This window comes from Candidatus Blochmannia ocreatus (assembly GCF_023585745.1).
Classification (GTDB): Bacteria; Pseudomonadota; Gammaproteobacteria; order Enterobacterales; family Enterobacteriaceae; genus Blochmanniella; species Blochmanniella ocreatus.
In genome coordinates this window covers 1-17,742 of sequence record NZ_CP097762.1, presented here as the reverse complement: position 1 = coordinate 17,742, position 17,742 = coordinate 1, and the positions used below count along the sequence as shown (strand labels likewise).

General features: G+C 27.3%; 11 protein-coding genes. 5 read left to right on the top strand and 6 right to left on the bottom strand.

The features are described 5' to 3' along the window. Nucleotides 1-6 precede the first annotated feature (6 nt). From M9405_RS00055 to M9405_RS00045, 3 genes are all read left to right on the top strand, one after another. Nucleotides 7-2,907: a valine--tRNA ligase gene (locus M9405_RS00055; RefSeq protein WP_250223575.1), complete on the top strand. Its 2,901-nt coding sequence runs from the start codon at nt 7-9 to the stop codon at nt 2,905-2,907. 269 nt (nt 2,908-3,176) lie between these two features. Then, entirely contained in the window at nt 3,177-4,181 is a 1,005-nt protein-coding gene (gene argF, locus M9405_RS00050) for an ornithine carbamoyltransferase (RefSeq protein ID WP_250223255.1), read from the top strand. Between the two features lie 108 nt (nt 4,182-4,289). Continuing rightward, nucleotides 4,290-4,697, top strand: a complete 408-nt coding sequence (locus M9405_RS00045) for a Rid family detoxifying hydrolase (RefSeq protein ID WP_250223254.1) — start codon at nt 4,290-4,292, stop codon at nt 4,695-4,697. 243 nt (nt 4,698-4,940) lie between these two features. Here the strand turns inward: M9405_RS00045 and gltP are convergent, their stop codons facing one another. From gltP to dnaB, 4 genes are all read right to left on the bottom strand, one after another. Then, on the bottom strand, nt 4,941-6,224 hold the full coding sequence (gene gltP / locus M9405_RS00040) for a glutamate/aspartate:proton symporter GltP (protein WP_250223574.1): 1,284 nt from the start codon (nt 6,222-6,224) through the stop codon (nt 4,941-4,943). 647 nt (nt 6,225-6,871) lie between these two features. Next, complete coding sequence (locus M9405_RS00035) at nt 6,872-8,515, bottom strand: Na+/H+ antiporter (protein ID WP_250223573.1); 1,644 nt, start codon at nt 8,513-8,515, stop codon at nt 6,872-6,874. A gap of 420 nt (nt 8,516-8,935) precedes the next feature. Next, the gene (gene ssb, locus M9405_RS00030; RefSeq protein ID WP_250223253.1) at nt 8,936-9,397 is read right to left on the bottom strand and encodes a single-stranded DNA-binding protein; all 462 of its coding nucleotides are present in this window, start codon (nt 9,395-9,397) and stop codon (nt 8,936-8,938) included. A 313-nt stretch (nt 9,398-9,710) separates the two neighbouring features. Continuing rightward, nucleotides 9,711-11,114, bottom strand: a complete 1,404-nt coding sequence (dnaB, locus tag M9405_RS00025) for a replicative DNA helicase (RefSeq protein WP_250223252.1) — start codon at nt 11,112-11,114, stop codon at nt 9,711-9,713. A gap of 348 nt (nt 11,115-11,462) precedes the next feature. On the opposite strand from dnaB, the gene zur reads away from it, so the two are divergent. Beyond that, on the top strand, nt 11,463-11,939 hold the full coding sequence (gene zur, locus M9405_RS00020; RefSeq protein ID WP_250223251.1) for a zinc uptake transcriptional repressor Zur: 477 nt from the start codon (nt 11,463-11,465) through the stop codon (nt 11,937-11,939). A gap of 260 nt (nt 11,940-12,199) precedes the next feature. On the opposite strand, the gene ubiA is transcribed toward zur, so the two are convergent. Then, a complete protein-coding gene (gene ubiA, locus M9405_RS00015; RefSeq protein ID WP_250223250.1) occupies nt 12,200-13,075 on the bottom strand; it encodes a 4-hydroxybenzoate octaprenyltransferase in 876 nt (291 codons plus the stop codon). 345 nt (nt 13,076-13,420) lie between these two features. On the opposite strand from ubiA, the gene M9405_RS00010 reads away from it, so the two are divergent. Continuing rightward, on the top strand, nt 13,421-15,040 hold the full coding sequence (locus M9405_RS00010) for an inorganic phosphate transporter (RefSeq protein ID WP_250223249.1): 1,620 nt from the start codon (nt 13,421-13,423) through the stop codon (nt 15,038-15,040). Between the two features lie 403 nt (nt 15,041-15,443). Here M9405_RS00010 and M9405_RS00005 read toward each other — a convergent pair whose 3' ends face one another. Beyond that, nucleotides 15,444-17,522, bottom strand: a complete 2,079-nt coding sequence (locus M9405_RS00005; protein WP_250223248.1) for a M3 family metallopeptidase — start codon at nt 17,520-17,522, stop codon at nt 15,444-15,446. Nucleotides 17,523-17,742: the final 220 nt, after the last annotated feature.

The following is a 17,742-nucleotide window of genomic DNA, read 5'->3' as shown; positions in this document are numbered from 1 at the left end:
CATATAGTGGAAAAAATATATAACCCTAAAACCATAGAAGAATCAATTTATAATTTTTGGGACACAGGAAATTATTTCAGTTCTCATAATGGAAATGTTTCACAAGAAAATTATTGCATTATGATGCCTCCACCTAATATTACAGGACAATTACATCTAGGTCATGCTTTTCAACATACTATCATGGATATACTGATTCGTTATAACAGAATGATGGGGAAAAATACTTTATGGCAAACAGGAACAGACCATGCTGGCATTGCTACACAGATACTAATGGAAAATAAAATTTATAATGATACAGGAAAAACTAAAGATAACTATACGCGTGATGAGTTTATAGAAAAAATTTGGGAATGGAAAAAAGAATTGGAAATATCTATCATTTATCAAATGAAACGACTAGGAAATTCAATAGATTGGAAAAGAAAACGTTTTACTATGGATGCAGAAATGTCTTACGCAGTAAGAGAAGCATTTATTAAAATGTATAAAAAGAATTTAATTTATAAAGGCAAAAAATTAGTAAATTGGGATACTAAATTACAAACTGCAATTTCCGATTTAGAAGTTACTAATAAACAAATGCACGGTCATATGTGGTATATATATTACCCATTAGATCACGATAATTATTATTATCAACGCTACATCAATAACCACAGTTCTAAAAAAGAAAATATAAAGCATCTGATTATTGCCACAACACGTCCAGAAACTATATTTGGAGATACCGCAATTGCAGTGCATCCAGAAGACACAAGATATAATAAATTAATTGGACTGTATGTTACCATACCAATTATTAATAGACGTATTCCTATAATTGCTGATGATAACGTAGATATGTTAAAAGGAACCGGTTGCGTTAAAATAACTCCAGCACACGATTTTAACGATTACATAATAGGGAAAAAACATAAATTACCTATGATAAATATCATGTCATTAACGGGAAAAATTCTGGAACATCCGGAATTTTTCTATGATCATCATGGTGATATACAAAAAAAAACTTCCTGTAGTATTCCAAAAAAATTCCATAATCTTAATATAAACGATGCACGGATTAAAATAGTTGCTGAATTTAATAAACTTAAATTATTACATAAAATTGAACCTTGTCATAATATGATGATCCCGTGTAATAATCGCACTGGAACTATAATAGAACCTATATTAACTGATCAATGGTATATACGTACTAAAAATTTAGCTAAACAAGCAATTGACGCAGTAGAAAATAATTTAATTAATTTTGTTCCAGAACAATATAAAAATATGTATTTTAGTTGGATGCATAATGTACAAGATTGGTGTATTTCGCGGCAAATATGGTGGGGACATAAAATACCAGTGTGGTATGGTGATAATAATCAAATATATGTAGGACATTGTGAGCAAGATATAAGAATAAAAAATAAACTTAATGATAGCATACATCTAAATAGAGATAATGATGTATTAGATACATGGTTTTCTTCAAGTCTTTGGACTTTTGCTAGTCTAGGTTGGCCGATTAATACTGATTTACTACATACTTTTCATCCTACTAATATCATAATAAGTGGATTTGATATTATATTTTTTTGGATTGCGCGTATGATAATGCTAACTATGAATCTGATAAAAAATCATAAAGGAATAGCACAAATTCCATTTAAAACTGTATATATAACCGGGTTAATACGCGATGAATTCGGCAAAAAAATGTCTAAATCTAAAGGAAACACTATTGATCCACTAGATATAATAGACGGAATTTCAATAAAAAATTTATTAAAAAAACGTACCACTAATGTTTTACAACCCCAATTAATACAAGAGATTACAAAATGTACCAAAAAACAATTCCCCAATGGTATTAAACCTTATGGTGCCGATTCCTTAAGATTTACTCTAATGGCTTTATCTTCATCCGGCAGAGATATACACTGGGATATGAAAAGACTAGCAGGTTATCATAATTTTTGCAATAAATTATGGAATGCCAGTCACTATGTGTTAACACATACTAAAAATAAAAATTGTGGTTTTTCTGGAGAAAAAAAAACCTTTTCTTTAGCAGATCGCTGGATAATGACAAAATTTCATCAAACAATACAACAATTCCATAAACAATTAGAAATATATCGTTTTGATAAAATAGCTAGTATTTTACACGAATTTATTTGGCACCAATTTTGCGATTGGTACATAGAATTTACTAAACCAATACTCCATAATGGTAGTAAATCTGAATTATGCGGTACACGTTATACATTAATCACATTGCTGGAATTAATATTAAAATTAGCACATCCTGTTATCCCTTTTATTACAGAAAAAATATGGCAAAAAACTAAAATAATCACCGGAAATTCTGAAAAAACTATTACACTACAACCATTTCCAAAATATGATGTATCTGCTATTGATAAAGAATCAATAATAGATTTTGAATGGATACAACATATTATTAGCACAATACGTACCGTGCGTATGCAAATGAATATAACCCATAAAGCAGCATTACAAATAGCATTTCAACATGCTTCATCAAAAATTATAAAACGTATTACAAATAACTACAATATTTTATGTAAACTAGCCCACTTAAAAAATATAGATATTAACCCAACATACCAAAACCACTCACAACACGTTAATATATCAGTAGATACTACAAAATTATTGGTATATATACCACATACTTTCAATAAAAAAATTAAACTAAATCAACTGCATAAAGAACTAGAACTAATAAATAATAAAATTACAGTAATACAAACACTATTAAAAAATGATAATTTCTTAAAACAAGCCCCTAGCACTATTATACTAAATAAAAAAACACTATTAAACAATTATAAAAAAACAAAAAAACAATTATACGAGCAACTATTAACAATACAAAAAACTTCATAAGTTCTAGAAATAACTGTATTCCATGTAATGGAATAATTGAAACTACACTAAATCACCATTTATATGATCATATACTATAATTAAATTGATTCCAAAATTAATTTAATCTAAATACATCTAAATTAAAAACAATTGTTATTTCGTGTTTTAATAAAAACTAATTTCTATATAATTAAACATTTTGTATTATAATAGTACTCATTTTAATGAAAAAATTTTATTTTAAATAAAATTTAATCATTTATATAAATAAACAGGTAAAACATCACATGAATCCAATATATCAACGGTCTTTTCTGCGCTTAATAGATTTTAATGCAGAAGAAATTAAATATTTATTAAAATTAGCATCCACACTAAAACATCAAAAAAATACACATACTGAAACACAAAAACTCAATAAAAAAAATCTAGTTTTAATTTTTGAAAATCAATCTACTAGAACACGATGCGCATTTGAAGTGGCAGCATTTGATCAAGGCGCTCGTATAACTTGTCTGACTCCAAATATTAGTCAAATGGGACATAAAGAATCTATCAAAGATACTGCTAGAATATTAGGTCGTATGTATCATGGAATTCAATATCGTGGATATCATCAAAATATTGTTTCCATTCTTTCAAAATATTCTGGAATTCCAGTATGGAATGGACTAACTGCACAATTTCATCCTACACAATTACTAGCTGATTTATTAACCATGCAAGAGCACGCACCAAATAAAACATTCAATCAAATGATTCTAGCTTATGTTGGAGATACAAAAAATAATATCAGCTGTTCTTTATTAGAAGCTGCAGCAATAATGGGTTTTAATTTAAGATTAATTGCTCCTAAGGCATTTTGGCCGACACAGGAACTATTTAATAAATGTAAAAAACTTGCGTTAAAAAACAATGGAAATATTATTTTAACTGAAGATATTAATGATGGAGTAAAAAATGTGGATTTTTTATATACTGATGTATGGGTATCTATGGGAGAAAATGAAAAAGGATGGGAGAAAAGTATTGATTTACTAGCTCCTTATCAAGTTAATTTTAATATGTTGCAAAATACGAATAATCCAAATATAAAATTCTTACATTGTTTACCTGCTTTGCATGATCAAGAAACTACCATTGGAAAAAAGATCGCAAAAAAATATAATTTATATAATGGATTAGAAGTAACAAATGACGTTTTTGAATCTACACATAGCATAGTATTTGATCAAGCAGAAAATCGTTTACATACTATTAAAGCCTTAATGATAGCTACGTTAATTCCATAACTTAAATATATTATAGATTTTCAGTTTAAATATGTATTTAATAAAAAATTAACAAAATTATCTATTATAAATTCAACACTTTGCATAAAACACAATTAGGAACAACCTATGAAATCAGAAGTTATTAATACAAATAATGCTCCTATCCCAACTGGGCCATATGTTCAAGCAATAAATACACAAAATATGATATTTATATCTGGACAACTTCCTATATATCCTAACACAAATATTATTCCAAATAATATTTATGATCAAACCTATCAAGCACTACAAAATATTTTAAATATCATCGATACTATAAATCTAAAAATAGAAAATATTATCAAAACTACATTATTTCTAATAAATATAGATGATTTACCTGATGTTAATAATAGTTACAAAAAATTTTTTTATACACATTCTGTTGGCAAAAAAATGCATTTACCCGCTCGCTCATGCGTGGAAGTATCCAGATTGCCAAAAAATGCTAATATAGAAATTGAAGCAATTGCAATAAAGCCTACAAATTAGGATTATTATTAATAATAATAAATCATCAAACAAAAATAAAATATTACATAATATATATTATTATACTTAATAAAATTTTGAAATATAATTTATTAGTAATAATATATAAAAATTTTTATAAAAAATACCAAATACACAAAATAGACAAGGATAATTAATTGCTATAAACCATATAGCATTATATTATAATATAATGCTATATGGTTTATAATTATTTATAGTAATACCAAATATACAATTATTTTACTTTGATAACATTTTAACTTCATAATCCAGTGCTTGTTTAGAGTCATATTGATTTTCCCATTTTGCTATCACTAATACTGCCAAAGCATTACCAATAACATTTAATACAGTACGACCCATATCTAATATTCTATCTACTCCTGCAATAAAAGCTAATCCTTCTAAAGGGATGCCTACACTACCTAATGTAGCTAAAAGCACCACAAATGATACTCCTGGAACTCCTGCAATACCTTTAGAGGTTATCATAAGAGTTAGTACTAAAATAATTTCTTGTCCTAAAGACAATTCAATACCATACAATTGTGCAATAAAAATTGCTGCAATACTTTGGTATAAAGTTGACCCATCTAAATTAAACGAATAACCTGTTGGTATCACAAATCCTGTAATAGACGCAGGTGCACCATAAGCCTCCATTTTTTTTATAATACGGGGTAAGACCGTCTCTGAACTAGCAGTAGAAAAAGATAAAATAAGTTCTTCTTTTAAAATAAAAATTAATTTCAAAATTCTAAGATTACATATACGCGCTACTATACCTAACACAACTAAAGCAAAAAAAATAATAGCTCCATATACTAATAATACTAACTTAGTAAGCGGTAACAAAGAACTAAAACCAAATGTAGCCACTGTAACTGAAATTAAAGCAAATACTCCAATTGGAGCATAACGCATTACTATATGCGTTACTTCAAACATAGTATCTGCAACAGAATTACAAATATTTAATAATGGAAGTTTAGTTTTATCAGGCAGTACAGATAAACCAAGACCAAAAATCACTGAAAAAAATATCACGGGTAACATGTCTCCCGTAGACATAGAACTAATAATATTAGATGGGATTAAAGATAACATAGTACCCACCAAATTAGATTGTATTTTAGACGTAGTATCCTCATACATCGAGATATCTGTTTTAGATAACACAGACATATCAATTCCATGTCCTGGATGCAATAAATTCGCTAAAGCCACTCCTAATATTATTGCAACTGTCGTGATAATCTCAAAATAAATAATAGTTTTTAAGCCAATGCTTCCGAGTTTTTTAGCATCGCCAATCCCAGCAATTCCCACTATTAAAGTAGCCATTACAATAGGAACAACTATCATCTTAATCATACGAATAAAAATTTCTCCTGCCGGAGCAAGAAATGTAGTAACCACTAAATCTCTTAATTCTAATTGATTATGTAATGCGATTCCTACAATAATACCCAAGTTTAATGCAAAAAAAATTTTCCAAGCAAGGGTAATTTTGAATTTTTTTATCATAGTAGTTAGTTACCCCTTTATTGAGATAAAGTTTTTATTTTTAAATATATTATTAACTTATTGTAATTTAATAAATTAATACAAAGACAACTCCTGAAAATTTCTAAAAACAAACCAAATTCTTATTTGGCAATAAACTAAAAATATTTTTACATTTTACAGATAAAAACAAAATATAATGTGAGAATTATATCTCCAACATATTGTTAAAAGTTAATAACCTGCTCCATGAAGTTACTTACTGATAAAAACAAAACTCAACGCAAAACATTACTTGCATTGAGCATATATAAATTAATATAACTAAAAACATATATCAATTACTTATGTTATATATAACAATATTACAAAATAATAATAATTAATATTAATACCTTTTCATATTATACAATACAAATCTTTATTTAAATTTATTTTTAAACTGATTTTTTAAAACCAGTATATTATATGCTATATATATAAAAAATCCATAATCTATATGCTACAGTACTTTTTATTAAATATAAAACACTTTTACACAAAAATGTATAAAAATACAACACAAACTTATAATAAGTATTATTTGACAGTTAAAACTATACACTTATTAACAAGAATTTATATTAATTCTAATTTCCTGTTTAAATTAATTTAATTTACAAATATTATTCATATTCCACTAACAAAGCTTCTAAAAAATCTAAATCACGTAATAATTTAACTAATGTTTCATTACTAATTTTCTGTTGTGCTCTTAAATGATAATATTCTCCTCGTTCTGCTCGTAACGCACTTAATCGCATACGTCTCTCTAATTCTTCTATTAACATAAAATGTACATCATTATTCCCATTAATACGGCGTCGCAAATTTCCTATAATACGTGCGCTTACTTCATTAACAATCTGACTATCAATATTCTCTTCTTGACTATTTACTAATCTTTCTTCTAACTTATATACACTTTCAATAGCTACTTCTGCTGCTATAGATCGAGCCATACGCTCTTCTTTTCTCTGTAATAATTTATCAGATACAACAATTCCTCGCAATAACCATGGAAGTACAAATACCCCGCATAATAAAGAAAATACAATCACTCCAGTAGCAATAAAAACTAACTGATAACGACACGGAAACATCGAACCATCTTTCAAAAACAGAGGTATTGACAACACACCAGCTAAAGTAATAGCCCCACGTACTCCTGCAAAAGAAGCAATTAAAATTTCTCGTGTACTATACTCACTAAATACCATAGTGAACTTCTGCGCGCAATATAAACTTATATGTTTCATCAACCACAACCACCCAAACCTAAGTACCATTAATGCAGCATAAATAAGAATTACATATATAAATAACATCCACGTTTTAATAGTTGGGTCCATAGATGCTTCTAACATAGAAGTAAATAAAATATCAGGCAATTGCAATCCAAGCATAATAAATACCATACCATTAAATACAAACTCTAACATTGCCCATACACTATTTCCTCTTAAACGCATATTTAATGGTGCATTACGAATAATTCCAGATTGTCCAATCGTCATCCCAGATGCCACTGATGATAAGATTCCAGACACGCCAATATGTTCTGCAACTAAATATACTGCAAAAGGTAATAACAATAATAATATTGTTTGAGTAGCAGAATCACCGCCACTCCAATGAGTAATAAATCTTAATGATTTACTATACCACCAAGTAATAATTATCCCGGCTAACAAACCACCTACTGACACTTTAATAAATTCTATGGAAGCCCCACCGATGCTAAATATCATAGTCCCCATAGCTACTGAAATAGCAAATTTTAACGAAACCAATCCAGATGCATCATTCATTAAAGCTTCTCCTTGCAAAATATCCATTAATTTTTTAGGAATACGTCCTTCCCCAACAATACCAGATAAAGCTACTGCATCAGTTGGGGATAAAACTGCAGCTAAAGCTAATGCTGCTACAAGCGGCATTTCTGGCATTATCCAATGAATTAGGTAACCAATACCCACTACAGTAATGATAACTAATACTAATGCTAGTATCACTATTTCCCCACCATGCCGTAAAAATTCCCGCATCGGAGTTTTCCAGCCATCAGAAAATAATAAAGGAGGTATAAACAGCAATAAAAATAACTCGGGATTAAAATCTATATGTAAACCAAATCGTGGCCATGCTAAAACCGCTCCTAATAAAATTTGCATTAAAGGTAAAGGCATTTGAAATGGAAAAATTCGTATCATTACTCCTGATATAGAAACAACTAAAATCAGGATAAGAATTGTAAAAAAAATCTCCATCATTTAAAATCTCAACCGTATTTGTACAGAATCAGAATAATAATAATATTGATACAATATCAACCACATATGTGTTATAATTTTTGCTCGACATAATCAATATTAATTTTAAAAATAACTAATTAATTATATAAATACTATTATTTAATGCAGAATTACTTTTATATAAACACATTCATGACACTTAATGCATTAATATTATTACTTTTATAAAATAAGTATAAGACCGCAAAATATAACATCTATCAATAACTAATATTCACTCATAAAATAATATTTTATGCATTATTTTATCACTATACAAATGACCACATAATGAATCATTATATTATTTGTTGAAATATAATATGATATATCATATATAGTATGATTCACTTTATATTTAAACATATCATATAGACAATATATACTTATATTATACTAAAAAGGAATATCATCATCATCGATTTCAACCGTTGATTCTTTTTCCAGCAATTTTTCATTGTTATCAATTAACGTATTTTTATTATCAGAAACATTACCAGGTACATTATTACGTGCACCCAACATTTGCATTGTGCCTCCAATATTCACAATAATTTCAGTTATATATCTGTCTTGTCCATTTTGATTTTGCCATTTTCTAGTATGTAATGATCCTTCAATATATACTTGGGAACCTTTATGGAGATATTCAGATGCAATTTCTGCTAATTTTCCAAATAATACTACACGATGCCATTCAGTTTTTTCTTTAAACATATCAGATTGCTTATCTTTCCAAGATTGTGTAGTAGCTATAGAAATATTAGTTACTATATTACCATTCGGCATATAACGTACTTCAGGTTCTTGACCAAGATAACCAATTAAAATCACTTTATTAATACCTCTATTAACCACAATACCTCCGATAAATTAGCATAACACTTATTTTTATGCATATTCATATCACAAAAACGTATAAATTATAAAATAATTGACAAAAAATTAATTTTTTTAACTAAATAAACTTACTTATAATAATAAGTATTGAATATCTACAAAAATTATGTACAAATTATCTATACGAAAAATTAATGCATTAATATAATGCTCTTATTACATAATGTAAAATACATAAAAATTTAATCTACTAAGTATCTAATAAAAAAATTAATGTAAGATACATATAGAATATTATAAACTGTATTAAAAATAATATAGAAAATTTTTCTCAATACTGACTAACATCGGTATAATTATCAAATCTGGACCATTGTCCATGAAATACTAATCGTATGGTACCAATAGGACCATTTCTTTGTTTTCCTAAAATAATTTCTGCAACACCCTTCATCGCGCTATTTTCGTTATATACTTCATCGCGATAAATAAACAAAATAAGATCAGCATCTTGTTCAATAGCGCCAGATTCACGTAAATCTGAATTTACCGGATGCTTATCGATTCTTTGTTCTAAACCTCTGTTTAACTGAGATATTGCTATAACTGGCACCTCTAATTCTTTAGCTAAAGCCTTTAATGATCTAGAAATTTCTGAAATTTCTAATGTACGATTATTAGATAAACATGGAACCCGCATTAATTGTAAATAATCTATCATAATTAAACTTAATCCATCATGTTCACGATATAATCTACGCGCTCGGCCTCGCAACTCAGTAGGAGTTAAATAGGATGAATCATCAATATATATATTTCGTCTATCTAAAAGCAATTGCATAGAATCTTTAATCCTTTTTTTGTCAATATCGTCTAAACGCCCTGTACGAATGCGTATTTGATCTACTCTTGATAAAGATGCTAACATACGCGTCACAATTTGATCACCAGGCATTTCTAAACTAAATATTAGCACCGGTTTTTTTTCAGTTAACGCTGCATTTTCGCATAAATTCATAGCAAACGCTGTTTTACCCATAGATGGGCGCGCCGCAATAATAATAAAATTAGATTTTTGTAAACCATCAGTTTTCTTATCAAGATCTTTATATCCACTAGATATTCCAGTAATACCATATTTAAGGCTACTATTACGTGCCTGATCAATACGAGATATTACATCTGTTAACATAACATCTATACTTTTAGGATTAAGATTATAATTACTCTTACTGTGTGACATTTGAAATATAAGCGATTCTGCCAAATCTAATAACTCATCACTACTTCGTCCTTTAGGATTATATCCAGCGTCAGCAATCTTATTAGCTATAGCAATCATATTACGTACTACAGAACGTTCACGCACAATATCAGCATACGCACCTACATTAGCGGCGCTAGGAACATTTTTTGATAATTCAGCTAAATATGCAAATCCTCCTATCGATTCTAATTTTCCTTGTGTTTCTAACGATTCTGCTAATGTTATTAAATCAATAGGTTTATGAATTTCTAATAAATTTTTCATTTCATTAAAGATTATACGATGAGCATAATTAAAAAAATCATTAACATTTAATTGTATTGATATATACTCCCAATGACTGTTATCTAGCATTAAACTACCTAAAACAGATTGTTCAGCTTCTATTGAATAAGGGGGTGATTTTATGTTATTAACATCCTGATTATAGGAGTCTTTTAGAACATTAATTTTCTCTTTTTTTAGCATAAACTATAGCTATTACCTCATCAACAAATATCAAACATAATAATAATAATAATATTAACGATTATTTAATATTTTATAATAATTAAATAAACTTCAATTACACATATACTAATTTATGCATATATATCTATATATAATGTACAAAAAATATTGTTTAAATATCTATATATTTTAAATCATAAAATTTGATATTATATTAAATATAATTAATCAACGCCTCGAAAAAAAAATTTAAATAATTATCTTTTAAATTTATTTAATTACTATATATATATCATATATATACTGTTTCGTTAATACTATGTAATCTATTACTTAATAATACAACAGAAAATAATTAAGGAAAATATGAAAAATAATACCCAAAAACTTTTAATACAAATTAAAAATTTATGTGACAAAAGATGTGTACGTTTAACACCACAACGCTTAATTGTATTGAGATTAATTTCACAATGCAATGGGGGGGCTATCAGCGCATATAATTTATTGCGTCTATTAAGAAAATCCGAATTTCCACATGCTAAACCTTCTACTATTTATAGAGCCTTAAATTTTTTATTAGCCCAAGGATTTATCCATCGTATAGAATCCACTAACAGTTTTATGTTATGTCACTATTTTTATGAATTATCACATAACTTTGCGTTCTTTATTTGCAATAGTTGCAAACAAGTTACTGAACAAACAACAAAAGAAATTGAAAAAATTTTACAAAGTATGGCAAAAATAGCAGGATTTATTATTTTTAATAATACAATAGAAGCACATGGATTATGCACAAAATGTTTCAATGTTAAATTACACACACATTTTAAATCTTAAAATATAAAAATAATAATATAAAATAGCTTTATATCATTTAATTAAAATTAACAACATATATGTATATCACAACTGCTTTTTATTCGAAAAATTTTTATTATTGATTAATTACATTAGCATACATTCACAAATCTTAATGCAGTAATTAAATTCATTTAATAGTTCTATACTGATTTAATTAATCACACAACATTATTGATAAATTTGTAATTATAAAACATATTACCACCATTCTGTGCATTAACATTGCATAAAAAATTTTAATAAAAACTAATAAAAATCCCCAAAAATATTAGCATACCCACATAATTATTGCTTAAAAATGCACGAAAATAATTTTTTTTCTCTCGTGTTCTAATTAACATTTGTTGCCAAATAAATAACATAATAACCCCACATAATGAAAATATGTAAAATTCTATAAAAAATCTTTCAAGATACCCAATAATCCCTAAAATAAAAACAATAAAAAATTGCAATATTCCTATTACTAATGTATCCATATTTCCTAAAAATACAGCTAAAGATCTTATACCTATCTCTTTATCATCTTCCCTATCCAGCATAGCATATTGCGTATCATAAACTATTACCCATAAAAAATTCATTAGAAATAATAACCAAAGCATAATACTGTCTATAGATTTATCGATTGCAGTAAACGTCATTAAAATGGGCCAACTAAATAATATCCCTAATACTACTTGAGGAAAATAAGTATACCTCTTAAGGTACGGATATACTACAGATAGTATTAAGGCTATTAACGACAGAAATATAGTGATCACATTTAAATACAAGATTAATATAAATGCAATTATCAGTAATACCACTAATGCTATTAATGCTCCCTTTTTAGAAAGTTGACCAGTAGTTAAGGGTCGACCTTTAGTGCGAGTTATGCAACTATCAACTTTATAATCTACATAATCATTAATAATACAACCCGCGGAACGCATACATATTACGCCAATAATAAATATCACTAATATAGTAGTGTCAGGTATACCTTGTTTTGATAACCACAAACCCCATAAAGTGGGCCACAACAACAAGAAAAAACCAATAGGTTGATTAACGCGCATTACATATGCTAAATTGTAACACTTTTTAATAAAAGTTAACCTATTTGACATACAGTAAATAAATAATATTATTATACTAATTACATTAATAACACTGATATATTGTAATTATATTCAATAAACATATGTAATGACTTGAAAAAATTATTCTGTTTACTTAAAACAATTAATATTTTTAACTAAATAGTTAGTATACAATAAAAATATAAAATTAATAAATATCTTATGCCATACTATAAATAAAATAGGAAAAGAACATGAGAAAATTTTTTAAAAATACCAAATTATACAAGACAACAATTCTATATAATTATCATAAAAATATAATTTTATTTTTATCTAAATAAATCTCATGCATAATATAATTTTTATTATTCTAATAATAGCGTATTTCTTATGTCATATTTTCTTTTCAATTTAGATACATATGTTAGAGTCATGTTAATTCTTGCATTGACTCTTATCTTCATTTACGAAATTATTAATGGTTTCCACGATACTGCTAATTCTGTAGTCAGTGTAATTTACACCTGTGCACTACGTCCTCATAATGCAGTATTAATATCAGGAGTATTTAACTTTTTAGGAGTTACGCTAAGTGGACTAAGTGTAGCATATACAATTGTTCATTTACTTCCAACATATTTCTTTACAAACACTAGTGTGAATAATACCTTAGCAATGATTTTTTCAATATTATTTGCAGCAATATTATGGAATCTTGGAACATGGTATCTGAGATTACCAACTTCTAGTTCTCATACTCTTATTGGAGCATTAATAGGTATTGGATTTGCTCATGCAATAATCACAAACTGCCCAATAACACATGGGTTAAATATTTCAAAACTAATAAAAATATTTTTATCATTAATAATATCACCAATCATCGGTCTAATACTTGCTAAATTAATAATGTTAATATTATATAAGTATTGCGATTACACAGGATATGATAGTATCCATACCACTCCAACAAAAAAATTAAAAACATACGGAAAATCTCAACCATCTCTGTGGACTCGCACCATGTTAATTATATCAGCAGCTGGAGTTAGTTTTTCTCACGGCGCAAACGATGGACAAAAAGGTATTGGGCTAATTATGTTACTTTTAATAGGAATAGCCCCTGCGAGCTTTATGCTAAATTTAAATTCTAGCAATTATGATATCGCCCGCACCAATCATGCTATTAATGATTTTCAAGAATATTATATCAAACATAACAACAGCTTTAGAAATATTGTACCATCAGAAATAATATCCATGCCTATCACAAGAGCATTTAATCAATTAAAAATACTATTCCCCTCTATTGAGAAATCAATACAAACTATTATCTACAATGATAAACATGCTGCATGTTATAATAACAATCCGATACAAACAGATATACAGATAAAAAAAATTTTTCATGATTTCTCATTAAATTTAACCATGATGCATAACATCTCCTTATTACTGAATAATTTGGACGATTATAAAAAATTGAATACTACCCAACGTCTTCAAATAAGACAATTACTGATATATATAGTAGATATACTAGATCAAATCATAGATCTGCCAGAAACATCACATCATGATAAGTATTTTCTTAAAAATTTAAAAGAAAATTTACTGTATACAATTGAATACGCGCCAACGTGTATTATTTTTGCAGTTGCATTATCATTATCCTTAGGAACAATAATCGGCTGGAAACGAGTTGCTATCACTATAGGAGAAAAAATAGGCACAAAAGAAATGACTTACGCACAAGGATTGTCAACACAACTGACCACAGCTATATCTATCAGTACAGCTAGTTATGTGGGTATGCCTGTTTCTACCACCCATATACTATCTTCATCTATTACTGGCAGTATGTTAACCCAAAATTGGAAAGGTATACAAATAAAAACAATAAAAAATATTCTAATAACCTGGTCATTAACTTTTCCGGTATCTATAACTTTAAGCGGTAGTTTTTACTGGTCTACACTTAAATTATTGCATAAGTATATTCAAATATAAACAATTAATATTGTGTATGTTGCCATAATTTTTTAAAAAACACTACTGTGTCAATTGAAATCACACAATCCAATTAATAAACTATTATTAATGATAATACTGTTGAATTTTTAGTCGAATTACCATATTTAATATATTTAAATAATTTTTATTTCTATAAATTATTAACACATATAAATATGTAATATGAATACTGAATATTATTCAGTATCTTTTTATTAAAAAAATCAAAAAAAAAAATTAATTGAATATATCTACTTAAATTAAGTAACAATATAAATGTGCTTATAAAATATCACATGTAAACACACCACGTTATTTATATAAATACATGATAAATATGAAATATATTTCAATATTAAATGATTCTGAAGAAAACCACGAAATTTTACTAAAAAATGGTTTATTTATATTTATTATACACAACTTTATGCGTAGGAACATTATAATGTTCCAATATAGATTCTACTGTAATTTCATGTCCACAAAAATCCATAAGACATTTTTCTAAATTAATAACACTCCCTATAGATAGGATGTCATTAAAAAATAATTTTCCAATACTTGGATGCAATATTCCTAATTTTTTAAAACGCATCCAAACATTAGACGCTAAAACATCCGATAATAAATAACTATAATAACCTGCAGCGTAATCATTAGAAAAAATATGTAAAAAAGAATGCGGGAATCTCTCCCAATCCATCGCATTAGAATGTGCTAATATTTTTTTTCGCACTTCATTAAATATTTTTAGTACTTGTCCGGATTTTCCTGGAATATACTCATAATGTATTCGAGCGTCGAATAATCCATACATTATTTGATGTAATAAATCAGATGACGAAAAAAATAATTTTGTTTTTAACAAATTATTAATTGTAGCATTAGATAAACTTCTTTTTGTTTCAAAATTCATAGAAATTAATTGCAAAATATCTGATTCCCAACAAAATTTTTCCATTAATTGACTGGGTAATTCTATTAAATCCCAAGGAATACCACGAATTCCAGATATTTCTGGAATATTTATACACGTCATAATATGATGTAATACATGTCCAAATTCATGAAATAAAGTAACAATATTATTGTGTGTAAAAAAATAAGTATTTGTCCCTCTACGTACTGGATCGAAGCTGCAAATCAAACATGCAATAGGTTTTTGATTCACTGGATCATCTTTATAATACATAAAACTGACCAAATCATCCATCCAAGCGCCTTCAAATTTATTATCTCTATGATACAGATCTAAATAAAATCCTCCTTTCCATTCTCCTAAATTATCAAAAATATCAAAAAATCTCACATCTGGGTGCCAAGTCTCAATATTATAACGCTCTTTAATAGAAATACCGTAAATACAATTTACTATTGTAAAAATACCATTTAACACTATATTTTCGGGAAAATAAAATCGTAACTTTTCGTGATCAATAGAAAAAAGATACTTTTTCTGTTTTTCTCGAAAATACAATACATCCCAGGGTTTTAAGGACATACAAGAATATTTTTTTTTTGCAAAATTTTCTATTTCTATAAATTCTTGATATCCATTATGGTATATTTTTTTATATAAATATGTGAGAAAATTAAATACTTGTTCTGGATAACGCACCATCCTATTAACTAAAGATTTCTCAAAATAATTATTAAACCCCAAAATTTTTGCCGACTCATGACGCAATGTTAAAATTGCATCTATTATTAATGTATTGTCCCATTGACCACGATCAGGCCCTTGATCGGAAGCTCGTGTATTAAACGCCCAATACATCTCTTCTCGTAATTCTCTATTATCACAATATAACAGTACAGAAGAATAACTAGGATATTGTAATGTAAATATCCAACCTTTATGTCCACGATTTTTCGCTTCTAAAGAAGCTATTTCTAATTGCTGATCTGGTATACCAGAAAGTTTTGTTTTTTCAGAAATTAATTTACTCCAACTAGCTGTTGCATCAAATACATTATTTGCGTAATTAAAACTTAATTTTGATAATTCAGATTGAATATGTAAATACCTTTTCTTTTTTGATTTGGATAAAGTAACACCTGAATACCTAAAATTATTTATAGCATTATTTAAAACTTTTTTTTGCATTATATTTAAATATGGATAAGTATCATGATTTCGTAATATTTGATAAACCGTATACAAACCAAAATGCTGACTTATCCAAGTTTTATATTCCGATATAAATAATACATTATCTTCATATACCTTACGCCATTTTAAATTATTACTTACTGAATTTAAATGTGCTATTAAAGACCAGGTACGTTGCAAAGCATTCTCAGCAATCATCAAGGGATAATATACTGTATTCCAAGATACATCTTGGGTAGACACTATTCTCTCGACTGTAGAATAACAATTATTTAAAACTGTTTGCATCGCTTCTGCTACATGCTCTGGGCTAATAGACGAAAACAACGGCAATACAGAATCTTTCAATAAAGGATTGCATTTCATAAGAATATATAAAACCTATTTTATACATTAAAATACATAATTTTATATATTAGTGACATAACTTATTCAAAGCATAATTTAATAAATAAACCATATACTACTCCATCTATTTAATATTTATCACACTTTAATGTGAAATAAAATTAGCTAATAATAAAATATCAACAATATTTTTCATATAAACATTTATATCGGCGAGAGAGGATTTGAACCTCCGACC